General features: G+C 72.4%; 18 protein-coding genes. 12 read left to right on the top strand and 6 right to left on the bottom strand.

Going from position 1 to position 22,529, the window contains the following annotated elements; translation table 11 throughout:
- The first annotated feature begins 465 nt into the window (after window positions 1-465).
- The 6 genes from ACF1AK_RS34730 to ACF1AK_RS34705 all read left to right on the top strand — a co-directional run bounded on the left by ACF1AK_RS34730 (window position 466) and on the right by ACF1AK_RS34705 (window position 10,393).
- Window positions 466-2,910, top strand: coding sequence for a Helicase associated domain protein (locus ACF1AK_RS34730; RefSeq protein WP_391502820.1), 2,445 nt, complete (start codon window positions 466-468; stop codon window positions 2,908-2,910).
- Window positions 2,911-3,731: 821 nt separating this feature from the next.
- Entirely contained in the window at window positions 3,732-4,154 is a 423-nt protein-coding gene (locus ACF1AK_RS34725) for a CU044_2847 family protein (RefSeq protein WP_391502819.1), read from the top strand.
- A gap of 4 nt (window positions 4,155-4,158) precedes the next feature.
- Window positions 4,159-8,277 (top strand): trypsin-like peptidase domain-containing protein, encoded by a 4,119-nt coding sequence (locus tag ACF1AK_RS34720; protein ID WP_391502818.1) that lies wholly within the window; start codon window positions 4,159-4,161, stop codon window positions 8,275-8,277.
- A gap of 21 nt (window positions 8,278-8,298) precedes the next feature.
- Window positions 8,299-8,652: a helicase associated domain-containing protein gene (locus ACF1AK_RS34715; protein ID WP_391502817.1), complete on the top strand. Its 354-nt coding sequence runs from the start codon at window positions 8,299-8,301 to the stop codon at window positions 8,650-8,652.
- Entirely contained in the window at window positions 8,652-8,972 is a 321-nt protein-coding gene (locus ACF1AK_RS34710) for a helicase associated domain-containing protein (protein ID WP_391502816.1), read from the top strand. The genes ACF1AK_RS34715 and ACF1AK_RS34710 overlap by 1 nt, the downstream gene beginning before the upstream one ends.
- A gap of 533 nt (window positions 8,973-9,505) precedes the next feature.
- Window positions 9,506-10,393, top strand: coding sequence for a replication-relaxation family protein (locus ACF1AK_RS34705; RefSeq protein WP_391502815.1), 888 nt, complete (start codon window positions 9,506-9,508; stop codon window positions 10,391-10,393).
- Between the two features lie 320 nt (window positions 10,394-10,713).
- Here ACF1AK_RS34705 and ACF1AK_RS34700 read toward each other — a convergent pair whose 3' ends face one another.
- Window positions 10,714-11,061 (bottom strand): hypothetical protein, encoded by a 348-nt coding sequence (locus ACF1AK_RS34700; protein WP_391502814.1) that lies wholly within the window; start codon window positions 11,059-11,061, stop codon window positions 10,714-10,716.
- 388 nt (window positions 11,062-11,449) lie between these two features.
- Between ACF1AK_RS34700 and ACF1AK_RS34695 the strand changes: the two genes are divergently transcribed.
- Complete coding sequence (locus ACF1AK_RS34695; protein ID WP_391502813.1) at window positions 11,450-12,442, top strand: replication-relaxation family protein; 993 nt, start codon at window positions 11,450-11,452, stop codon at window positions 12,440-12,442.
- A gap of 307 nt (window positions 12,443-12,749) precedes the next feature.
- Complete coding sequence (locus tag ACF1AK_RS34690; RefSeq protein ID WP_391502812.1) at window positions 12,750-13,064, top strand: hypothetical protein; 315 nt, start codon at window positions 12,750-12,752, stop codon at window positions 13,062-13,064.
- A 29-nt stretch (window positions 13,065-13,093) separates the two neighbouring features.
- On the opposite strand, the gene ACF1AK_RS34685 is transcribed toward ACF1AK_RS34690, so the two are convergent.
- The 3 genes from ACF1AK_RS34685 to ACF1AK_RS34675 all read right to left on the bottom strand — a co-directional run bounded on the left by ACF1AK_RS34685 (window position 13,094) and on the right by ACF1AK_RS34675 (window position 17,780).
- The gene (locus ACF1AK_RS34685) at window positions 13,094-13,780 is read right to left on the bottom strand and encodes a DUF402 domain-containing protein (protein WP_391502811.1); all 687 of its coding nucleotides are present in this window, start codon (window positions 13,778-13,780) and stop codon (window positions 13,094-13,096) included.
- 853 nt (window positions 13,781-14,633) lie between these two features.
- Complete coding sequence (locus ACF1AK_RS34680; RefSeq protein WP_391502810.1) at window positions 14,634-15,920, bottom strand: replication-relaxation family protein; 1,287 nt, start codon at window positions 15,918-15,920, stop codon at window positions 14,634-14,636.
- A 471-nt stretch (window positions 15,921-16,391) separates the two neighbouring features.
- Window positions 16,392-17,780 (bottom strand): hypothetical protein, encoded by a 1,389-nt coding sequence (locus ACF1AK_RS34675; protein WP_391502809.1) that lies wholly within the window; start codon window positions 17,778-17,780, stop codon window positions 16,392-16,394.
- Window positions 17,781-18,165: 385 nt separating this feature from the next.
- On the opposite strand from ACF1AK_RS34675, the gene ACF1AK_RS34670 reads away from it, so the two are divergent.
- Entirely contained in the window at window positions 18,166-19,035 is an 870-nt protein-coding gene (locus ACF1AK_RS34670) for a hypothetical protein (protein ID WP_391502808.1), read from the top strand.
- Window positions 19,036-19,136: 101 nt separating this feature from the next.
- Here the strand turns inward: ACF1AK_RS34670 and ACF1AK_RS34665 are convergent, their stop codons facing one another.
- Window positions 19,137-19,490, bottom strand: a complete 354-nt coding sequence (locus ACF1AK_RS34665) for a hypothetical protein (protein WP_391502807.1) — start codon at window positions 19,488-19,490, stop codon at window positions 19,137-19,139.
- An 82-nt stretch (window positions 19,491-19,572) separates the two neighbouring features.
- On the opposite strand from ACF1AK_RS34665, the gene ACF1AK_RS34660 reads away from it, so the two are divergent.
- Window positions 19,573-19,830: a hypothetical protein gene (locus tag ACF1AK_RS34660; RefSeq protein WP_391502806.1), complete on the top strand. Its 258-nt coding sequence runs from the start codon at window positions 19,573-19,575 to the stop codon at window positions 19,828-19,830.
- Window positions 19,831-20,002: 172 nt separating this feature from the next.
- Here ACF1AK_RS34660 and ACF1AK_RS34655 read toward each other — a convergent pair whose 3' ends face one another.
- Window positions 20,003-20,383 carry a hypothetical protein gene (locus tag ACF1AK_RS34655; protein ID WP_391502805.1) on the bottom strand — a complete coding sequence of 127 codons (381 nt, stop codon included), beginning with the start codon at window positions 20,381-20,383 and terminating at the stop codon, window positions 20,003-20,005.
- A gap of 77 nt (window positions 20,384-20,460) precedes the next feature.
- On the opposite strand from ACF1AK_RS34655, the gene ACF1AK_RS34650 reads away from it, so the two are divergent.
- Window positions 20,461-20,844, top strand: coding sequence for a hypothetical protein (locus ACF1AK_RS34650; protein ID WP_391502804.1), 384 nt, complete (start codon window positions 20,461-20,463; stop codon window positions 20,842-20,844).
- Between the two features lie 230 nt (window positions 20,845-21,074).
- Window positions 21,075-22,469 carry a cytochrome P450 gene (locus ACF1AK_RS34645; protein ID WP_391502803.1) on the top strand — a complete coding sequence of 465 codons (1,395 nt, stop codon included), beginning with the start codon at window positions 21,075-21,077 and terminating at the stop codon, window positions 22,467-22,469.
- The last annotated feature ends 60 nt before the right edge of the window (window positions 22,470-22,529 follow it).

Raw genomic sequence — 22,529 nt, 5'->3', positions numbered from 1 at the left:
CGGAATTCTAAAGCGGTCGGATACCCCGCTTCGCGGGGTATCCGGGATTCCCGCAAGCGGGAATCCGATGGCTGGCTGAGAGGGGCGGGTGCATCACGCCGGGCACTGTGTAGGCCCAGGAATCCCATAACACCCCCGGCCTATCACGCTCCGTGACCTCATGCCCGGTCAAGGCCGGCACCCCTGTCGAGCCCGGTGGACTCCGCTTCGCTCCGCCCACCCTGAATGCCCGTCACTGCTCACCTCCAGAACCCTTACCATGGGGTGAGTGTACCACTCGAACGCGGCTTCATACCTGAAAACCGCACGCATCACCTTGGAGCGTGAACCTTCGGCAAGCCTGATGCATCACGGTGATGCACTGTGTAGAGTCAGTGTTGCAGGCACACCCCCGGCGTTCGACTCTCTTGCGGGTGTTGTGCGATCAAGGAAATCCCCTCCAGCATTCCACGAAGGGACGGGGCAATGCCCATCGAGTTGCGGGACCACCAGATCGAGGCGGTCGACGCGATCATTCGCGCGCTGGACATCCCGCCGGGCGGGGTGATTCCGGCGCGCGGGCTGCGGGCGCAGATTCACGCGGCCTGCGGAACCGGGAAGACGTACATCTGCGCGGCGGCCGCGCGCCGGATGGTGCCGCGCGGCCGGGTGCTCGTGCTGGTGCCGACGCTCGCCCTGCTGGGGCAGACGGTCAAGGCATGGCGGGAGGTCGGGCACACGGGGCCGGCGGTCGCGGTGTGTTCGATGGAGGACGACGTCGAGCTGTGGTCGATGGACGTGCGGTGCACGACGAACCCGATCCGGCTCGCGATGTGGCACGGCTCGGGGCCGGTGACCATGTTCGCCACCTACAGCTCGCTGGGGGTGCTGGCGGAGGCCTTCGAGGGCGCCTACGGCAAGCGCCTGGACCCGCTGGACCTGGCCGTGGTCGACGAGGCGCACCGCACGTCGGGGAGCCTGGGGAAGGCCTGGGCGGACATCCACCACCAGGAGGTCATCCCGTCGGCCCGGCGGCTGTACGCGACCGCGACGCCGCGGATCTGGCAGGAGCGGCCCGCGCCGGCCTGGGAGCTGCGGGAGGGTGAGCGGCACGAGCGGATGCCGGAGGAGATGGCCGCGTCGATGGACGACGAGGCGATCTTCGGCCCGGTCGCGTGGAAGCTCCCCCTGTCCGAGGCAGTGAAGCGCGGTCTGCTCGCCCGGTACCAGATCATCGTCGTCGAGCTGACCGACCCGGTCGTCACCCCCGAGAAGCTGATGAGCCCCGAGCGGCGCCAGGAGGAGATCCGCGGCCAGCGGCTCGGCGCCCTCCAGGCCGCCATGCTGCGCACCATGGCGCAGCACCAGTTGCGGACGATGATCACGTTCCATCACCGGACGATCGAGGCGAACGCGTTCGCGGAGGGGTTGCCGGCGATGGCGCGGCGGCTGCACGCGGCGGATCCGGAGACGTACCCGGAGCGGATCTGGGCGGGCTGGCTCAAGGGCGAGCACGCCGGGGAGCGGCGGGGACGGGTAATCGGGGAGTTCGGGCGCAGCGCGTTGTGGTCGGTCCTGTGCAACTGCCGGGTGCTGGGCGAGGGCGTGGACATCCGGGCCGTCGACTCGGTGGCGCTGCTGGACCCGAAGGGCGCTCCGCACGACATCGTGCAGGCGATCGGGCGCGCTTTGCGGCAGCAACCGGGTGAGGGGAAGTTGGCGTCGCTGATCGTGCCCGTGTTCCTGAAGGAGGGCGAGGCGCCGCAGGACATGTTCACCTCCGGGAGTTACCGGCCTTTGGTGAACGTGTTGCAGGCGTTGCGGGCTCACGATGAGGAGTCCGTAGAATTGCTGGCGATTCCTCAGGTAGAGCAGAAGAAGGAGGTGGAGCCGTCCACGGATATCGGCCCGGCTCCGAAGGAGGGCGAGAAGGAAAGCCGGATGCTGCTGCGTTTCTCGGCCCCCAGGGATCCGGTGATGGTCGCGAACTGGGTGAGCTTCCAGGTGATCGACACGGAGCGTCAGGACTGGGCTCGTGGATGGTCGGCGGCCGAGAAGTACTACAAGCGGGAGGGGCATCTGCGGGTGCCGTTCGACCACCGCGAGGCGACGAGGGCCGGGCTGGACCCGCACCAGATGTACCCGCTGGGGCACTGGGTGAGCGAGCAGCGCAAGGCCTACGACGCCGGGCAGATGGAGGGCAAGCGCGTCGAGCGCCTGGAGGCGCTGGGGATGGTGTGGGATCCGCTGGACGCGGCGTGGGAGGAGAACCTCGCCGCGTGCCGGGAGTACTACAAGGACCACCACACGCTGGCGGCGCCGCGCACCGCGACGGCGTTGGACAAGCCGGTCGGGCAGTGGCTGTCCAACCAGCGCCGCCCCGGGGTGCTGGACGGCCGGCCGGACCGGGTGGAGGCGCTGGAAGAGATCGACCCGGACTGGAACCCGGCGTGGCCGCTGGACTGGCAGCGCCACTTCGCCGCCGTGCGCGAGTGCGTCCAGGGCGGCGCCGAGCTGTCCGATCTGCTGCCCGGGGTGACCCTGCACGGGCTCGATGTCGGCCGGTGGCTGGAGCGCCAGCGCCAGCACATCGTGTGGCAGAGCCTGATGGACGGGCAGCAGGGGCGTCTCGCCGCGCTCGGCATCGAGCCGCTCCCGGCCCCGGCCGGGCAGGACGGCGTGGTGAAGAAGAAGGCCGGTGCCGGGAAGCCGAGCGCGTTCGACCGCGGTCTGGCCGCACTCGCCCTGTACCGGCAGCGCACCGGATCGGTGACCGTGCCCCGCAGCCACGTCGAGCCGGTCCCAGACAGCGACGGCGGCACGGTAGAGGTGAAGCTCGGGGTCTGGATCTCCAACACCAAGACCCGCCGGGCCAAGCTCACCCCGGAGCAGCTGGAGCAGCTCGCCGCGCTCGGCCTCGACTGGCGCTGACCCCGCCCGTCCCTCTTGCCCGCTGGAGGCTCTCCAGGGCGCCTGTGCCCGCTCTGCCCGCCGTGCCCGAGGAAACGGCGGCGGCCGGGGCCCTGCCCGGGCGACGGAGACAGCCTGGGCGGCCGCTCTGGGGCCACCCCCGGTACCGCGTCAGCGTGCCGCGGCGCGGCGGCACGGACGGCAGCCGGGCCCGACCGGAGGACGCGGTGGCGGGTATCAGGCGCAGGGACGGCAGGCACAGGCGCGGCGGGCGGGATTCTCCCCGATCGGAGTGTCCGGGGCTGGCTTGGTGACGGGTTCCGTGGACAGGTCGGCGATCGGCCCCGAGACGGTCGGAGCCGTGGGGAGATCGGCCGGGTCCGGCCCGGGTGGTACGACTCCAGCAGGAGCGGGCACTGCGGCGGGGCGCGGCGGGCCGGGCGCCGAGGGCCTGGGTACGGCGAGGTCCGGTACTGGGGTTCCGAAGCATGAGTCTCAGCCGGCTCCCCGTCGGGGCAAGTACCCAAGACGGCGGGGCTCGCCGCACCGGCTATGTCCTGGAGCGGCCCCGCCCAGACTCGCCTGTTCGTGGTCAACCGGCAGAATCCGGTGATGTTGGGTCTTGTGCCCGGGAGAGTCCCTTCTCCGTGGCGTGGAGATCGTTTCCCCGGCCGGTGTCTGCGGGTGCCCCTGGGCGTGGTGCTTGTGCGGCTGTGCGGGCCGCCGGTCAAGGTGCTCCAATCATCCCTACCTGTTGGGGAGTTCGCGGTTTCGCTGTGTGCGGGTGTGCGTACTACGGTGTGGCCCTGGCCGTCGTGGGGCGGCGTTGAGGGAGGGTTGTCGTGGGGCAGCAGTTGGCTCGGGTGCCGTTGGACGGCGGGGGTTCGATCCTCGTCGAGGCGGAGGAGGCCGCGGCGGGGCCGGTGAAGGCGGGCCGGGTCGGGGACGCGGTGCGGGAGCTTCCGGAGAGTCTGGGAACGACCTTGGAGCCGGTGACCGGCCTGGCGCGTACGGTGCTGGCGCGGTTGCGGGAGGCGGGGCCGGACGAGGTGCAGGTGGAGTTCGGGGTCGACCTGTCCGCCGCGGCCGGGGTGGTGATCACGAAGACCGCCGCCAAGTACCATCTGACGGTGCGTGTGACGTGGCGCAAGGACGAGGGTGACGGGGCTGCGGCTGCCGCCGCGGCTCGCAGGGCCGACGCTCCCGAGGGCGAAGACGAACCGGAGGCTGGCGTCCGCGCGGCCGGCGACGAGCCGGAGTCCTGACGGGATGGCGGTCGGACGGGGGATGGCGGGGGCTGGTGCGGCGGACGGTCTGGCGGCGGCCGTGGCCCAGGTCCGCGACGAGGACGATCTGGTGGTGGGGGCGGGGTTCCTGGTCGCCGACGACCTGCTCGTGACGTGCGCGCACGTCCTGGAGGACGGCCGTTACGGCCCTGATTCGACGGTGACGCTGGCTTTCCCGCGAGCACTCGGCGCGCCGGTGGTCACCGGGCGGGTGCTGGAGGGCTCGTGGCGCGACCCGCAGGAGCAGGATGTCGCCCTGGTGCGCCTGGACCGCCCGGCGGGGGTGGAGCCGTTGCGGTTGGGGTCGGCAGCGGGCGCCCGGGGGCACCGGGTGCGCTCGTTCGGGTTCCCCCAGCAGGCGCCGCCGGGCGGGCACTACGGGTTCGCCACGGCCGGCGGAATCCTCCCGGCCGCCGACGAGGTCGGTGAGCTGCTGCAGCTGACCGGAGCCAACGACCTGACCCAGGGGTTCAGCGGCGGGCCGGTCCTGGACGAGACGACCAGCCTGGTCGTCGGCATGCTCACCGCGATCACAACCCCCGACGGACACCACCGCGGCCAGGAGATCGCCTACGTCACCCCCACCTCCGTCCTGCGCGAGGCATGGTCCGAGCTGGACGAGGCGAACAAGCCGCACGAGCTGGACGTGTCGCCGTACCGGGCGCTGGAACCCTTCACCGCCGAGCACGCCCGCTGGTTCCGCGGCCGCGAGGACGCCGTCAACCGAGTCTTGGAGGGACTGAGGGGCGGGCGGCGGGTAGTCCTGCTTCTCGGTCCGTCCGGGTCGGGGAAGTCCTCCCTCGTCCAGGCCGGGGTCCTGCCCGCACTGACCGCGGGACGCCTGCCGGGCAGTGACCGCTGGCACCAGGTCCTCACCCGCCCGGGACCGGGCCTGCCGGCCGCCCTCACCCGCGCGGGCCTACCCGGCTCCGAGCCCGGGGACACCGGGGCGGACACCGCCGGCAGTACGGATTCCGGCCGCGGAGCGGCCGGTGCGCCCCCTGTATCCCGTGTCGTGCTGGTCGTCGACCAGTTCGAGGAACTCCTCGCCCCCTCCGAAGGCCCCGAGGCCCTCCAGACACTTGCCCGGATCACCGCCGCGATCCGCTCCGACGCCCCGCTCAGCGTGGTCCTCGTGATGCGCGACGACTTCTACTCCCGCCTGTCCGCAGTTGCCCCGGATCTGCTGGACACCGCGCTCCAGGCGAAGGGCGTCCTCAACGTCCCCGCCACCCTAAGCGCCACCGACCTGGACGCGATCGTCACCGGCCCCGCCCGCGACCTCGACACGCCCTTCGAACCGGGCCTGGCGGAGCAGATCATCGCCCACGTCCTGGAGCTGAACCCAGGCACCGCCGCCACCGGCGGTGCGCCCGTCACGGTGCTGCCCCTGCTCGAAGTCGCCCTCACCCGGCTGTGGGAGCGCCGCCTGGACTACGACGGCCGCCTCACCCGCGACGCATACCATCGCATCGGCGCCGTCACCGGCGCCCTCACCGAGTGGTGCGGCACCGCCCTGGGCAAACTCGACCAGGCCCAGCGGAACATCGCCCGCAGGATCCTCACCGCCCTAGTCCGCCCCGCCGACCCGTCCCTGAACATCCCGGCCGCACGCCAGCAGCTCCCGATCAGCGAACTGCGCGAACTCGCCGCCGACAGCGACACCCCCGACGCGCTACGGGCCGTCGACGAGGTCCTGGCGGTCCTCTCCCGGAACCGCATCGTCACCACCCACCGGCTCCACGACCACGCACAGCCGCAGGACACGGAGGGGACCGCGGTGGCTGAACTGGTCCACGACGCGCTCATCCGCGACTGGAACACCCTGCGCCAATGGGTCGAGGAGGACGCCCGTTTCCTCGACTGGCTCCGCCGCGCCCGCGACCAGTACGACCGCTGGAAGGAACACCGCAACCCCCAGGACCTCCCCACCGGAACCCTCCTCGCCGAAGGCACCGACTGGTCCCGCCAGCGCCGCCGAATCACCACCGACCTCGACAACTTCCTGAAAGCCGGACGTCGGCGCGGCCGGCGCCTCAACACCATCCTCGCCACCACCCTCGCCCTCGCCCTGATCGCCTCGGGCATCGCGTTCTGGCAGCAGCAGAAAGCGGTGGCCGCCCAGAAGGACGCTCTGTCTCGGCAGCTCGCCGCCCAGTCCGTTTCCCTGATCGCTTCCGATTTTGAACTCGCGTCCCTCCTCGCAGTCGCCGCCTACCGCACCAGCCCGACCGCGGAGGCCGGCGCCGCCCTCCGTGACGCCGCGCACCTTCCCGTGCGGCGTCGCTTCGCTGCTGGCATCAGTGACAGCGGGGGGGCGGTGGCGTTCATTCGGGACCAGCACACCCTCGCCACCGTCGGCAACGACGGCTCCGTGCGGCTGTGGGACACCACCACCGGCAAAATCACCGCGCCCGACCTCGCCGCCACCAACGATGACCTCTTGCACGCGGTTTCGGTGGCGTCCAGCCGGGACGGGCACACCCTCGCCGTCGTCCACGCCGACGGCTCCGTGCGGCTGTGGGACACCGACACCGGCAAGACCACCGCTCCCGCCACCGACTACCCCGGTGGCGTGACGTCAGTGGCGTTCGGCCCGGACAAGCACACCCTCGCCATCGTCGGCCACGACGGCTCCGTGCGGCTGTGGGACACCGACACCGGTAAAACCACCGCCCCAGCCCCCGACCTCATCGACCTGCGCTTCACGTACCTGCACAACCCGGCCACCGGCAAGATCACCAGACTCGACCCCAACCGCCTCGGTGGCATGACGTCGGTGGCGTTCAACTCGGACGGAAGCACCCTAGCCATCGCCAGCAGTGCCGGCCCCGTGCGGCTGTGGGACACCACCACCGGCAAGATCACCACCGCCCCCGTACTCCCTGATGACACTGGTGCGGTGACGTCGGTGGCGTTCAGCCCGGACGGAGGCACCCTCGTCACCGGCAGCGACAACGGCATAGTGCGGCACTGGAACGTGGCCGCAGGCACGGCCATCAGCACCCCCAGTACCGTCGCCATCCTCACCGGCGGTACCCGCGGCGTGTTCTCAGCGGCGTTCAGTCCGGACGGGCGCACCTTCGTCACCGGCAGCGCCGACGGCTCCGTGCGGCTGTGGGACGAGGCCGCGATCAGAACCGTCAGCACCGTCGGAACCCCTGTCGAATTCCCAGGCTTCTCCCGCTTTTTGCGCCCCTCCAGCCCCGAGCGCCCCTCCAGCCCTTCCGACACCCGTGACGTGACATCGGTGGCGTTCAGTCCGGACGGGCGCACCCTCGCCACAGGCACCAGAGGCGGCCTCGTGCGGCTGTGGGATATCACCACCGGCAAGACCACCACCGCCCCCGATATCAACGTCGCTCTTGAAGTGGAGTCGATGGCGTTCGGCCCTGACGGACACACCCTCGCCATCCTTAGGTCCGATGGCACCGTGCAGCTGCGGAACACCACCACTGGCATTGCCACCGCCCCCGACATCGCCACCACCGACGACGAGGTCTGGGAAGCGCAGCCGATAGCCTTCGGCCCCGACGGGCACACCATCGCCGTCGGCGTCGGGCATGACACCGTGCGACTGTGGGACATCAACACCGGCAGGACCATTGGCCCCGGCATCACCACCACCGCCAGCGACGAGTCCTTGAGTGTGACGTCCGTGGCGTTCAGCCCGGACAGGCACACCCTCGCCGTCGCCAGTCACGACGGCTCCGTGCGCCTGCGGGACATCACCACCGGCAGGACCACCGCCACCAACTTCATCAGCGGCGCGACGTCGATGGCGTTCGGCCCGGACAGGCACACCCTCGCCGTCGCCAGCAACGAGGGCTCCATCCGGCTGTGGGACACCACCACTGGCAAGACCACCACCGCCCTGGCCGACCGCCAGGCCTCGGGGCTGGGGGCGTTCAGCCCCGACGGACACACCTTCGCCGCCACCGCCTACGTCGACGGCGACGTCGCTATGGCCGTGCGGCTCTGGTTCTACATCGCACCGGACGCCGCGATCAGCGGGATCTGTACGGCCGTCGCCCGCGACCTCACGAATAGCGAGAAATATGCATACTTGCCTGAGTCCTCCGGGCCGGTCTGCCCCTCCTGAACCGTCCTCCCGACGACAGACGTGACGTGGGAGGAGAACCTCGCCGCCGCCCGCGAGTACTGCAAGGACCACCACACCCTCGCGGCGCCGCGTACCGCGACGGCGTTGGACAAGCCGGTCGGGCAGTGGCTGTCCAACCAGCGCCGCCTCGGAGTGCTGGATGAGCGTGCGGACCGGGTGGAGGCCCTGGCCGGGATCGACCCGGACTGGAACCCCTCCTGGCCGCTGGACTGGCAGCGCCACTACGCCGCCGTGGCCGACTGCCTGGACGGCGGGGCGCAGCTGGGCGATCCGCTGCCCAGGGTGACCTGCACGGGCTCGATGTCGGCCGGTGGCTGGAGCGCCAGCGCCAGCACATCGTGTGGCAGAGCCTGATGGACGGGCAGCAGGGGCGCCTCGCCGCGCTCGGTGTCGAGCCGCTCACGGCCCCGGTCGAGGAGGCGGCTCCGAAGAGGAAGGCCGGCGCCGGGAAGCCGAGCGCGTTCGACCGGGGCGTGGCCGCGCCCGCCCTGTACCGGGAGCGCACCGGATCAGTGACCGTGCCGCGCCAACATGTCGAGCCGGTCCCGGACGGCGACGGCGGCACGGTGGAGGTGAAGCTCGGGGTGTGGCTCTCCAACACCAAGACCCGCCGGGCCAAGCTGACCGACGCGCAGCTGGAGCAGCTCGCCGCGCTCGGCCTCGACTGGCGCTGACCCTCGCCCGGCCCTCTTGCCCGCTGGGGGCTCTCCAGGGCGCCTGTGCCCGCTCTGCCCGCCGTGTCCGAGGAACGCGGCGGGCAGAGCCGTCTCCAGCTCTTCCAGCGGCCTTCCAGGGCCGCCCGCGCCCCGCGCCGCCCCACCACACGCGGCCGGCACCAGCCGGACGCCTAAGAAGAAAGAGCCCGCCGCAGGCGCCGAACCCGAACGACAACGACAACTGCCAACTACCAAGACCAAAAGAAGAAGAAGAGAGGGTTGTCGGGGTGGTGAGTTCCACCTTGACGCCCACTCACCACCACCTCTGACCTGCGACTTCTACCGAATACGGGGCGCAGCGGGCGGGTGGGTCGGCCTCGGGTTGGTGCACCGGTTCTCACCACCCGTTGTCGGGCCGGTTGGTGCGCCCGTTGTCGGATCGTGATCGCAGGGGCCCTTGGTGGTGAGAAAACCGGTGAGAAGCGTGGGCTTTCCTCCGGGTGTTCCGCCGCTGCCCGGGCGGCGGGCACCGACCTTCGAGGAGCCCCGTGATGGCTGTACCGCCCGAGATCGACCACGACGTGATCGCCGCGCTGTTCCAGTTCCGGATGGCCACCGCCGAGCAGCTGCGCGTCCTGCACACCCCGCGCGTTGGCCCGGAGCAGATGCGCAAGCGGCTGCGGCGGCTCAAGGACGAGGGCCTGGTCGAGGCCGTCGTGCTGCCGCAAGCCGGGAAGCTGCAGGCGTGGTTCCTGACCGAGCACGCGGTGCGGATCGCCGCGACCTTCCCCGAGCTGGAGGGCGTCGCCTCCCCGCCGCTGCCCGAGGACAAGACCGCGGCCCGACTTCGGGTCGGCCACGTCCTGGCCGTCGTGCGCACCCACGTCGCCTTCGTGGCCGGCGCCCGGGCGGCGGGGGACGAGTGCGCACCGCTGGACTTCCTGCCCGAGGTCTACCACCGCTTCGGCGAAGGCCGGGACGGAGCGGTGATCCCCGACGGGCTGCTGCACTATGTGCAAGCCGGGCAGCACCGTCGTCTGCACCGGGCGTTCGTGGAGGTCGACCGCGGCACGATGGCCAGTGAGAAGCTCGCCGCCAAGCTGATCGGCTACGCCCGCTTCCACGAGCACCACCCCGTCCCGGCCCACCTGCGGCGCACCTCCTACTCGCAGAGCGTGCTCCCGGCCTGGCAGCAGCGGTACCCGGCCTTCCCTCGGCTGCTGTTCGTCCTGGCCGACACCGGCGAGCAGGCCGCCCGCCGACGTGTGCGTGACCTCCAGGCGCTCGCCGACGGCCATCCGATGGTCGCCCGGATGCTGATGACCGTGAAGGCCGGCGTCGCCCGCCTGGCCGACCTCGAGGAGCACGGCCCGGGCGCCGCCGTCTGGGACACCCTCGCCAATCACACGCGGGCCCGGTGCAGCGCCGGGGAGTTGTAGGCCCGACTGGCGGCCGGTGCCGTGCCGGGCATCAAGGTGTCCGGCCCCCGGCATCAAGACATCCGTCAAGGTGTCGGGGCCGTTTCCACGGTTGGAGGCCGGCCATCAAGGAGTCCTCCAAGGTTCCGGGGCCCGGCATCAAGGAGTCCACTGTGCCTGGACTCGGTAGATGGCCAACGGGACAGCCTTGTTGGCCAGGTGGAATCAGGCAGACGGATGCGGCCTGGGTGCCCCGATTGGTGCACGAGGCAGGTGGCCTGGCACCGGCGAGCGCTGATCCTGCCCGGCAACGACTCTGGCTCCGCAGCTGGTCGTTGAAGTCAGGACGCTGGGTTGAGAGCATCGGCACGCTGCCGTAGTTCGGCGGCGATCCGGTCCCAGTCGGGTCCGTGGAATTCAAGATTGCTCGCGGCCTCGCGCATCAGGTCCGGATCGTCGGGGCGTTGCAGCAGGAGCAGCCGGTAGGAGAGGTTGCGGACCCACACCGGGAGCAGGCCATCGAGGTAACCCGGGCAGAGCTCTCGCAGCATGGCCAGGATCGTGTCGGCGTCGGCGAAGGTCAGCTTCTCGATGAAGTAGAACTGCTCGTGGGGGCCATCGCACTCTGGCGTGGGTCGGTACTCATCGCCGAAGAGGCACCGGGCGTGTTCCGTCAGCGTGCTGTGCATCCCGCCGAGCCTACGCGGCTCTCACCAGGTGCCAGTACTCGGTCCCACGCCCGCAGCGAGGGGAGGGGCCGGACCGGTATTGGGCCACCCGCGGCAGGTCCGGTCCAGGGCCTCCTCTGGCCGGCCCTCCTACCGGCTCAGATGCGGCTCGGGGCACCTGGCCAACTACGGAGTCCCGTTTGGCCAACAAGACTGTCCCGTTGGCCAACTATCGAGTCCCGGCACATCCACCAAGGTTGGAGAACACCTTGATGGCCGCCTTGGCCTGGGCCGTTACGTGATCGTTGCCGCTGGAGGTTGGATCGCCAAGGGATCCGCCAAGGTGTGCGGGGTTCCCTTCGGCGACCGCGCGGGGCATCCGGCCCCGCGCCCGCCGAAGGGCACCGTGATGACGACGGAGACGACGAGCACGACCAGGGTGACGAGGCGCAGGGCGCGGACCGGGGCGGAGCCGGACAGCGAGGCGCGGGATGTCGAGATCTCCTGGGCCGTGCTCGCCTCGCTGTTCCAGTTCCGGATCGCCACCGCCGAGCAGCTGCGGCAGCTGCACGCCCCGGACGGCAGTATCGAGAAGATGCGGGCGCGGCTGCGGCGGCTGCGGGACGAGGGGCTGGTGGTCGAGCTGGTGCTGCCGCGGTCCGGGCGGGCGAAGGGCTGGTTCCTGAGCGAGCACGGGGCCAGGATCACGGCCGCGTTCCCCGAGCTGGCCGAGGTGCCGGCGCCGCGGCTGCCGGGGGATGCGACGGCGTTCAAGTACACGCTGTGGCACCAGCTGGCCGTGGTGCGCACGCACCTGGCGTTCCTGGCCGACGCCCGGGCGCGCGGGGACGGGTACGGGCCGTTCGACTTCATCCCGGAGGTCACCCACCGCTTCGCCGAGGGCCGGGACGGCTCGGTGCGCCCGGACGGCCTGCTGTACTACGGGGTGCGCGAGCCGGACGGCACTATCGCGCGGCTGCGGGCGTTCGTGGAGGTCGATCGCAGCACGATGGGTGCCGAGCGGCTGGCGTCGAAGCTGCACACCTATGCCCGCTACTGGTCGACGAAGACGCTCCCGGCCGGGATGCGCTCGGGCACCATCGAGGCCGAGCAGGGCGGCCGGGTGCCGCTGTGGCAGCGCCGGTACGTGCGCTTCCCGCGGCTGCTGTTCGTTCTCACCGGCACCGGCCAGGTCGGTTTCGACAACCGGGTCGACGAGCTCCAGGCGCACGCCGAGGACCGGCACGTCGCCAAGATGCTCACGGCCGTCCCGGCCGCCGCTGCCAGCCTGGAGGCCCTCCAGCAGTACGGACCGACCGGAGCGGCCTGGTACCCGCTGGCGGACCGCCGGGCCGAGCCGCTCGGCTTCCACGAACTCACCGCCGCCGGCCGGCACAACTGACCGGCCCGCTCTCACGGGGGTGACGACCCTGACAGGTCCCGCACCTTGATGCCCCGCCCGGGTGGCGGGGCATCAAGGTATCCGAATCGGCCACCACCAATGCTTTGAACTGCGGGTTTTACCCGGCCACCAAGGTTTCCGGGGCCCACGCCGGACGGCCTCCAAGGTATCGGGGACGCCTTCCAAGGGTGGTCATCAAGGTGCCCGGGAGGACCGTCAAGGAATCCCGCCCGCGCCGGGGCGGCCGTCAAGGTGTGTCGGCGAGGCGCAGCCGGACGCGGATCCGCTCGCGCGTACGATTCCGGCCGTGGGCAAGCAGCAGAAGACCTTCGAGTACCCCGACCGTCTGATCGAGGCGCAGCGGGCGCTGGTGGCCGTGCAGGCCGAGCGCCGGGCGCACCTGGCCGCGCTGCCGGCCTTCAGCGGTGACCTGGAAGCGGCCCGCGAAGGCCTCGCCGAGGAGGTGCTGGCGGAGTCGGCGCGGCTGGAGGAGGCCGAGCGGCAGGCCGCCCACCGGGTGTGGGCCGACGAGTTCTGGGCGGGGCTGTCGGGTGAGGACCGGGTCGCCGCCCGCAGCCGGCTCCAGCACACTGGCGAACCGGCGCAGGGCGCGGCCGCGTAGTCCGGTTCCGGGCGCCGCGCCGCTGCCTTTCACGCCCGGTAGGGCACCGTGGAGGGGGTCGCTTCGTCGGCGCCGGGCGGCAGCGTCGGCAGCGGCCAGGCCGGGTCCGGGGCCCAGCGGGGCCAGCCGGCGGCGAACGGCCCGGCCTGGTCGTCCAGCATGCCGATCGCCCGGCTGCGGGCCCGGTCGATCTGGCCGGCCGTGTAGTCGTCGACCACCCCGAGACGGCGCAGCTGCGCGTACTCCTCCTCGTCCTTCCAGTGGTGTCCGGAGAAGTCGGGGGTGACGACCAGGTCGAGGGCGAGGTCCATGGTGTCGATGCCGAGGCCGGTCTGTCGCTGGTAGGGGCGCTCGAAGTTGACGTACCAGCGCAGCGGCTCCCTGGTGGCCGCGTCCTGGAAGCAGTGGACGGAGAACCACTCGCCGGCCAGGAAGTGGGAGCGCACCTCGGTGTCCTGCCAGCGGTAGTGGCCGAGGGTCCAGGTGCCGGCCGCGAGGTCGGCGAGGCCCTGCTTGCGGGCGGTGTCGTCGCCGGTGGCGAGCGAGGTGATCCAGGTCGTCGGGGCCAGGCTCTCGATCCCCGGCCAGGAGGCCAGCGTCAGTACGAGGCCGGTGTCGTCGACGACCCGCTGGGGCATGGCGGTCCACACCCGGCCGGCGGGGACGTCGCGGCGCACCACGGTGGTGCCGGGTTGGAAGAGGTTGGTATCGGTCACGGCAGCAAGCCTTCACCGCGGCAAACCTTCCCGACAGCACGGCCGGAAAGTCCACTCGAAAGAGTGATGCACCGGTTTTCCGGCGGCCGCCGCCCGGAGCCGGGTACGGCATTGGCCGGGCTCGGCTCGGGTCGGCCCTCAGGACGGGAATCGGGGGTGCAACAACGCGTTGCACCTGAGCCTTCCCGGCGATTCGTGCAGGTCAGGGGTGCAACGCGGGGATCGGGCAAGGCCTTCGTGGTGCGCGTGTTGCAGCCCGTGTTGCACCGTCGGCAGACCAGGTGCGGGCCGTCGTGGAGCAGGACCTCACACACCCCGCGTCCGGACCGCACTGCTCGGTGTCCGTGTTGGTGGTCACCGCGGCCAGGTCGGGCAGGCGGGTTCGTGCCAGGTCGTCCGGACGACGACCCCGCCGTGGGTGAGGTGCTCGCTCGACCAGGTCCGGCAGCACCCGCCTGCCGGACGTGAGCGGGCCGGCGCCGATAGCCTCGCGGCCCGGACCGGCGTGGCAAGGGCGGGCACGGCGAGCTGGGCCGGACCGCGTCGGCGCCGGCGCCTGGCCGAGGGTGTCGTCATGCCGAAGGCTCTCCCCACCCGGCCTGGCCGTCCAACCCGGCGGCCACCCGAACGGTCCAGCCCCGGGCCGGTGAGAACGGGGACGGTCCCGTTCTCACCGGCCTCTGACCTGGATAGATACGCGAAACTCACCGGCCGGTGGCCGCCCGGGCCAGGCGATCTCACCGGGCCCGGAAGCGAAACTCACCGGCCGGTCGGCGAAACTCACCACCCCAGGTCAGCGGGGTACCCAAACTCACCGCCGCAGGTCAGCAGCCCTTCGGCGAGGAGCCGCCGGTCAGGAGCGCCGCCACCAGGAGCGGGCTCGCTTCTCCTCGGCGGCCGCGGCGTCGAGCGCGGCCTGCTCGTGCTCGGCCTCCTGCCGGGCCCGCTCGTCGACGTCGGCCTGGCGGCAGCCCGCGCACAGCCCATCGTCGTCCCAGGTGTCGGCGTGTTCCTGTTCGGCCCAACGCTCGTCGGAGAACTTCGCCCGGCAGCGGGTGCAGGCCGGACGGCGCCGCTCCCGCTCCGCCCGCTCCCACTCCGCCTCCCGCTCCGCACGGGCACGGCGGGCGGCCTCCTGCTGCTGCTCCAGCAGCCGGTCGCCGTCCGGGTTGTCGAGCGCCTCGGTGAGGGTGGCCCACTGCTGGCCGCCGAAGCGCCACCAGATCGGCCCGTCGGCGCCGAAGCGGCGCAGCAGCGGCATGGTGGTGGCGACCACCGGCAGGGCGCGGTGGTGGTCGCGGGCGGTGGTGTCCTCGCTGCGGTAGGCGGGTGCGTGCCAGGTGTGCTCGGAGGCGGCCTCGATCTCGCGGATGCGGCGCAGCAGCCGCTCGTGGTCGGTCTTCGCCTTGGCCTTCTTCTGTTCCTCGGTGAGGGGTGGGGTGCCGGGTCGGCGGTGGCGTTTGCGGCCGGCTTCGAGGACCAGGGCGACGGGCGGGAGGCCTTCGCGGCCGGTGGGCGGGTAGGTGGCGGTCCACAGGCGCAGGTCGTGGGTGCGGGCGCCGGCGCGGTGCAGTGAGGCCTCGAAGGCGCGCTTGCTGACGCCCTTGGCGGGGAGTCGGCACCAGGTGCGGTAGGTGGTGAGCTTGGCGACCAGGGTGCCGTTGCCCTCGTTGTCGCGGTCGACTTCGACCAGGAGCACGGGGACGTCCGTGCCGGGGTCGGTGAGGACCAGGTCGGCGAACAGCGAGCGGCGGCCGGGCAGCTTGTGCTCGACCTCGGTCGCGTACGCGGTGAGGTGGCCGAAGCCGGCCTTGGCGAGGTGCCCGGCGACGGCGACGACGTCCAGGGCGTGCTCGGAGTACGCGGCCGACGGCTTCTCGCGCCGCGGGCGGGCCGCGGCGAGCTTCGACCCGGCCGGGAGCAGCGCGGTGGCGTCCCGGCGGCCGGACGGAGTCAGGCACCACAGGCGCCGGCCGTCCCGCAGCGTGAGCTCCTTGCGGACCTTCCCCGCCTCCTCCAGGTCACCCAGGGCGTCGCGCACCGAGCGCTCGACGCGCTGGTTCGGTACCACCAGCGGCCACAGCTCCCGGGCGGTCGCCCGCTGGAACAGCGCGAGCGCCATCAGCACCCGCCCGCGCACCGGCGCCGTCGACCCTCGCCTCCAGGGCGTGCTCTTGCTGTCTTCGACAGCAAGAGCAGAAGGGTTGTCGCCACGGCCCGAGCCCCTTGTCCTTGGCGCCTGAGCTGCGGAAACGCCGGATTCGGGCGGGAGGGGTGTGGAGGTGCGGGCGGAGGTGCCCGTGGAGGTGGCGACGGGCCCCTTGTCCTGGTCGGGCGAGGCCTCGCCCGGGAGCCGCGGCCGGTGATGGTCGGCGGCCTGGCCGTCGGGATCGGGTTGGGCAAGCGGGGTGGCGGTCATCGAGGTGGCCTTCCGTCAACGGTCGGCCGGGGCGGAGGCGGTGGCCGGCCCCGGCACCCGGGCGCTCGCCCGGGTGCCGCCGACAGCGGCCCCTTGTCCTCGGTCTGACCGCACCCCTTGACCAAGCCCCCTTGTCCTGCCCGGTTTGCCCTGGTCAAGGGCCTTGTCCTCCAGGTTTGTCCGTGACCGGGATCACCCGTGGACGAGAGGAAGCGGCCTCGCCGGACCGGCGGCGGCGAGGCCCTGATCGAGCGCCAGGCGCAGCAGGGTGAGGGCGTCGTTCGGGTTCGCGGACAGGAGCGGGATCCCGTCGGCGGCGTCGGCGACCGGGCGGCCGGAGATGAGGGCGATCCAGCTGCCCGCGTCGTCGTAGACCTCGGTCCAGCCCGCCAGCCGGCCGCGGTGTTCGAGGGCCTGGGCGTCGGAGCGGCCGGGCCAGGTGAGGTGGACCAGGCCGTCGCCGAGCGCGTAGTCGCGGTGCGGGTCGCCCAGGCCGCGCAGGGTCGGCGGCGTGCGGCCGGCGGCGGTTGCGAGTGCCAGGTCCGGCACCGGTACCCCGTCGGGCGCGACCGGGGCCGGTGCCGGTGCGGGCCCGGGGGGCGGGGTGGTCGGGGTGGCGGCGCGGAGGAAGACGTCGAGGGCGAGGTCGGCGCTGCGGTAGGTCCGGGGGCGGCTGAAGCGGTCGGCGACGAACCGGCCGGGCCGTCCGTCGCCCTGGTACTCGACGGCGATCCAGCCGCCCAGGCCCCACGGGCCGTCCGGCAGCAGGGCGGTCCAGCCCTTCACCGCGCCGTCGTGCAGCACCAGCTCCACGCCGGGCGCGGTCCAGGTCGCCAGCTGCCAGCCGGGACCGAACGTCACCTCGAGGTCGTCCAGCTGGTCGGGCTCGCCGAAGCGGGCGTACGGGTCGACGAGGGCGGTGCGCAGCGGTGCGTCCGCGTCGGCGGTGGTGAGCGAGTCGGCCGTCCCCGTCCCGCTGGTGGTGTTTTCGCCCCGGGGCGTATTGCCGGTGTCCGGGTGGGGGGCTGTGTCTGCCGGACTTTCGCCCCGGGGCGTTTCACCCGCGCTGACCGTCTCGCCGGAAGGTGCCGGGAAATCGCCCCGGTGCGTAATTCCAACGGCCGGCTGCTCGCCCGGGTGGAGCGCGTTCCGCACGTCCTGCGCCCGGGCGAGCAGCCGGGAGGTCAGCGCGGGGATCTCGCGGGCCAGCTCGGCGTAGGCGGCGCTCGGGTCGTCGTCCACGGCGGCCAGGAAGGTGTCGACGTGCCGGCGGACCGCGTCGGTGGCGTCGAGCAGCTGCTGCCGCTGCTGTGGGAGCGGCTGGTCCTGCTGCGGATCGGCGGCCTGCTCGCCGTCCGGGTCGGCCTGAATGGGCAGGGCGACGGTCCGTGCCTTGGCGCGGGCCCGGTCGGCGCGGCTCTTGCACGCCTGCGAGCAGTAGGCCAGACGTCGGCCCCGGCCGGTGCGCGGCGGCAGCGTGGTCTTGCACTCCGGCCCCTTGCAGCGCGCGGGCTCGGTCTCGCTGTCCAGCTCGAACAGCGCCACGTCGCCGCCGTTATTTCGCACCGGTTCGTTTTCCATGGCGTGATCGTAACCAGGCGCGGCAACCGAATTCCGAACCGGGGCGCTTTTCCTCTCCGAGCCCGGCGACGGTCAGGGCCGGGATTTTCGCACCGGCCCGGAATCCCGTACCGGCTGGCCACGGCCGGGTTGTCCCGCACCCGCGCGGCCCCGGTCAGCGCGTTGTCCCGCATGTTGTCCCCGGCGTGCAGCAGGTTGTCCCGCACCGCGCGTCGCAGCGGGCGGCGCGCAGCACGGGCGGGTGCGCTGCGCAGCGCTGCAGCGGATGTAGCAAGGCCGCCCTTGCTACACGAAAGGGAGCAGCACGCCCCGGGTGCAGCAAGGGTGCCCTTGCTGCACCCGCCGCTGCCCGTGACCGACCGGCCCTCGCGGCGGTTGCACCGGCATGACGACCTCTGCGCTGACCGCGCCGCAGCAGCACTCCGATACCCCGGACGAGACCGGCCTCGACGGCGAGGACCAGGCGCAGCGCGCTCCGGCGTCGGCGGCGCTGCGGCGGGCCGCCGGCGCGGGCGAGGCGGCGGCCGCGTGGGTACGCGAGCTGGCCGGCCGCCAGGGCGAGGAGGACCACGCCCGGGCGCTGGAGCGCGCGGCCGACGCGATCGTCCGGGCGAGCGGGCGCGAGATCGTCCCGGGCAGCGACGGGCTGCTGGCCGAGGAACTGCGCTACACGCTGGGGGCGGACGTGGTGCTCGGCGCCTCGCACACCACCGCCACCCTGCCCGAGCTCCACCCCGGTGAGCGGATGCCGCTGATCGCCGTCTGCGCGATCGCCGCCGCCCTGCCGTCCTGCGTGCTCGGCGACCTGGCGGCCGAGCTCACCGCGCTCGCCGACGACCTGGCCGCCGCCACCGAGGCCGGCCACGCCGCCACGGCCGCTGGCGCCGCCCGCACCCGCCCCGTCCAGCGGCCCAGGACCCTCGGCTGCGATCACGCCGATCCGCTCGACCGCCTCGCCTACCGCAGCGTCGCCGATCGCGCCGCCGAGGCCTTCGAGATCGCCCTCCGCTACCAGGGCGACGACGATGAGCGCGGGCGCGCCCAGGCCCTGCACAACGCGCTCGCCGCCGCCGGAGGCGGCATCGCGGCCGCCGCCCTGCTGCGCGTGGCCGACAATCCCGCGCTCGGCCTCGACCCCGACCAGTGGGAGCACCTGCACCTCATCGCCGCCGAACTCGACCTGCGCGTCGTCGAGGACCTGGGCGGCGCGAACGGCGACGGCACCACCGACCCCACGCGACCGCGGCCAGCATGACACCGCCTCCGCCCACCCGCCGCGCGCGGCGAGCACTCGGCCCCGGCGCCACCCAGGCGCTGAGCGACGCCGTCCGCGCGCACCGCACCCCGCCACCCTAGTCACCGCAGGCCGTCGACACCGCGCTGCGCACCGTGCTGGGGCGGTTCGAGGCGACAGCCGAGACAGCGGGGTGGCGGGACGCCTTCGACGGCCTGGACGAGGACGCGCTGGCGGAGGCCGCGAGCGAGGACCGGGCGTTCGGCGCCGATCCGGCGGCGGCCGTCGACGGCCTCGTGAGTGAGCTCGGCCAGCAGCTCGTCGCTTGGCAGGAGGCGATCGGCGAGCTGGGCCGGGAGCTCACCGCGGCCGCGCAGGAGCGGCCGCTGCCCGAGTGGGCCGCCGACGCCGGCCGCTCCGAGGACAGCCGTCGGCGCCGGGCCCGTCAGGCGCTGTTGGAGGCCATCGCCCGCCACCACCACGGACTCTTGCCCGACGAGGTGCCCGACGACCGGCCGTGGTGGTCACCCGTGCCCGGGGCACGGAAGAATGGGCCGGGTGACCAGCAGCCAGCCCCTGCCCCGGGGCCTCAACTCCCTGATCCCCAACACCCGCGCCCAAGCCTCCGCCGGCGAGCGCGCCGCCTCCCAGCTCCTCCACCTGCGTGAGGCGACCGTGCCGGTGCCGGTCCTCGCCGCGGCCGCCGAACTGATCGCCCCGCAGCTGAAGAGCGAGGACCCGGCGACCCGGGAGGCGGCCACCGCTGTCCATGCCCGGCTGCTCGCCGCGATCGACGGCGCCGCCCCGGGGCGGTAGCCGCTGACCCGTCTCAAGTTAGTTTGACGAGTCTCAGCGAAGTTTGACTGGGCGCGGTTCCCCCGGTTTGTCAGGCTCCAATAGCCTCCTGAGCTCGGGGCGGCGTCACCAGGGGCAATATCGAGCGCCGATACGGCGCTGGACGCCTTCCCGACTTGCCTGCCGAGTTGTCCTATTCGCCTGGGGAGACGCGGCGGGCGTCTAGCGCCACGAGCGAGTCGCGAATGACCGCGACTGCGGCGTTGATACCGCCCCGCTCGAACGCATCGTGAAGGCTGGCCGTGACGAGGGCGACCAGCTCGCGGCTGGCATTCACCACCTGGGGTAGATCCGGGCCGGGCCCGCCGTTCATGGCGGCACCGAGTCGGCGGATCGCGCCCGCCCATGCCTCCTGGTCGGTGACGCCGAGTTCAGTCACGTCGGCCTCCAGGCCGAATCGGATGAAGAATTCAGCCATGTCGAAGAGACGTTGCCAGATCTCTTCCGGCGAACCGTCGTCGAAGGGGGACGGCCGGCCAATGGAGAAGGTGTCGTTGTCGGGGAAGTCGTCCACACCCGTCAGCCTAGTGCCGCGCTCCCGGCCAGACATGAGTTTGCTGACAGACAGTCCCCCGTGACGATCGCGGATCGGTGAGACTGTCTCGGCTCCAAACCCCGGCCGCGCCCGGCACGGTGCTGCTCGGGCGCTGGGATCCGGACGGGCGGCTGCGCTACGTCGGCCGCACCACCGCCCTGAGTCCGCCCCTCTCCGGCGACGTCGGCAGCCGGATGATGCCCGCTAAAGGTCCGCACCCGTGGACCGGGTGGACGTTCTCCGCGGGGTGGGGCAGCAGGGCCACGCTCGACGTCCGCTTGGTCGAGCCCGCTGTGGTGCTGGAGGTGATCGCCGACACCGCCCGCGACAGCGCCGGTCGCTGGCGTCACCCCGTCCGCGCGCACCGCGTCCGCACCGACCTCGGCCCCGGGGAGGTTCCCCGGATCGGGGAGCCCGACCGTGATGCGCCGTCTCTGTGATCGGCGGCGGTCCCGTGAGGCGTCCCGTGCCACCGCCGGTGTCGGGGTCTCGCCGCTTGGGCGTGTCGGGATCTGCTCCGAGCTCGTAGGGCGGGCCGCCCGTCCTAGGGTGCCGAGGTGACAACTTCTCCCGCAGTCGTTTCCACCTCGGCGAACCGGTCGGGTGCCGGGTTCGCCCCCGCGGCCGCGATCGGCACCTCCGGGACACGAGAGGCTAGGACGGGCGCGTGATGGCCGACGATGTCGCGGCGCTGCCGCTGGCACCCGGTGCCCTTCCAGTGATCGGCCATCTCGTGCCCCTCGCCCGTGACCCGCTGGGCTTCATCACCGACCTGCACCACCTCGGCCCCCTGGTCCGCCTGCAGCTGGGCCCGCACTCCTTGCTCATGGTGTACGACCCGGCGCTCGTCCGGCACGTGCTCCTCAACCCCCGCACCTTCGACAAGCACGGCCCGATGTGGCAGCGCGCCCGCGAGGTGACCGGCAGCGGGCTGGCCAGCTGCCCTCGCGCAGAGCACAAACGACTGCGCGCCCTGATCCAGCCCTCCTTCCATCCCGCCAGGCTCCCCGCCTACGCGGCACGCGTGACCGACACCACCGACACCCTGCTCGCAAGCTGGCAGGACGGATCGGTCATCGACCTGGGCGCGCAGATGATGGACCTCGTCACCCAGGCCACCGTCGCCAACCTGTTCGGCACGGACATGCCCGAAGCGGTCCGCACGGCCGTCGCCGCCGACCTGAACACCCTCATCAAGGGCTTCCTACCCCGGGCGTTCGCACCCAGCTGGATCACTGCACTCCCTTTGCCCGCCAATCGCCGGCACCAGGCCGCCGCCACCCGCCTGCGCACCGTCCTGGCCGGCGTCATCGCCACCCGCCGCGCCGACAAGGGCGACCGGAGCGGGACCGACTCCGCCGACGAGCAGCACGACCTGCTGGACGCCCTGATCGGCAGCGGACCGCCCTTTGACCAGCCGGGTTCGGTGCCGGGCCTGAGCGACGAAGAGCTCACCGACCAGGTCGTCACCTTCTACGGCGCAGGCGTCGAGAGCACCGCCTACACCCTCACCTGGGCCCTGGCCCTGCTCGCAGCCCATTTCGGGGTGGAGGCCCGGGTCCACGCCGAGGTCGACCGCGTCCTGGCAGACGACGTCCCTGCCCACGAGCATCTCGACGACCTGCCCTACCTGGGCCAGGTCATCACCGAGACCCTCCGGCTGTACTCCTCCGGCTGGTTCCTCACCCGCACAACCACGCACACCACCGAACTCGCCGGCGTACAGCTGCCGGCCGGCACCATCATCGGCTTCAGCACCTACGCGATCCACCGCCAGGACGCCCACTTCCCCGACCCCGAACGCTTCGACCCCGACCGCTGGTCGCAGGCACCCGACCGCACCACCTACATCCCCTTCGGCACCGGCCCCCGCAAGTGCGTCGGCGACCGCCTCGCACTCGCCGAAGCAGCCGCCGCCCTCGCCACCATCACCCGCACCGCACGCCTGATCCCCGTCAACCACGACCCCCTGCGCGCACGACCGGCCATGCTGCTCCACCCCCGTCGAGTGATCGCGAAAACGGTCCTGCGCCGGCCGGGTGAACGCACGCAGCGGCAGGCCTGATGCCCTCTTGACCTTCCCAAGCGCAGAAGATCACCCGATCCGGTAGACCGCGCTGTCGGC

The organism is Kitasatospora sp. NPDC015120, from assembly GCF_043080305.1.
Lineage (GTDB): Bacteria > Actinomycetota > Actinomycetes > Streptomycetales > Streptomycetaceae > Kitasatospora.
Note: the sequence above shows the minus strand (reverse complement) of the source record. Positions and strands in the feature narration are given on the sequence as shown.

Excerpts from the sequence above, each read along its gene's own strand:
- ACF1AK_RS34730 (WP_391502820.1), top strand. The coding sequence starts at position 466 with ATGCCCATCGAGTTGCGGGACCACCAGATCGAGGCGGTCGACGCGATC.
- ACF1AK_RS34720 (WP_391502818.1), top strand. The coding sequence starts at position 4,159 with ATGGCGGTCGGACGGGGGATGGCGGGGGCTGGTGCGGCGGACGGTCTG.
- ACF1AK_RS34710 (WP_391502816.1), top strand. The coding sequence starts at position 8,652 with ATGGACGGGCAGCAGGGGCGCCTCGCCGCGCTCGGTGTCGAGCCGCTC.
- ACF1AK_RS34705 (WP_391502815.1), top strand. The coding sequence starts at position 9,506 with ATGGCTGTACCGCCCGAGATCGACCACGACGTGATCGCCGCGCTGTTC.
- ACF1AK_RS34700 (WP_391502814.1), bottom strand. The coding sequence starts at position 11,061 with ATGCACAGCACGCTGACGGAACACGCCCGGTGCCTCTTCGGCGATGAG.
- ACF1AK_RS34695 (WP_391502813.1), top strand. The coding sequence starts at position 11,450 with ATGACGACGGAGACGACGAGCACGACCAGGGTGACGAGGCGCAGGGCG.
- ACF1AK_RS34675 (WP_391502809.1), bottom strand. The coding sequence starts at position 17,780 with ATGGAAAACGAACCGGTGCGAAATAACGGCGGCGACGTGGCGCTGTTC.
- ACF1AK_RS34670 (WP_391502808.1), top strand. The coding sequence starts at position 18,166 with ATGACGACCTCTGCGCTGACCGCGCCGCAGCAGCACTCCGATACCCCG.
- ACF1AK_RS34645 (WP_391502803.1), top strand. The coding sequence starts at position 21,075 with ATGGCCGACGATGTCGCGGCGCTGCCGCTGGCACCCGGTGCCCTTCCA.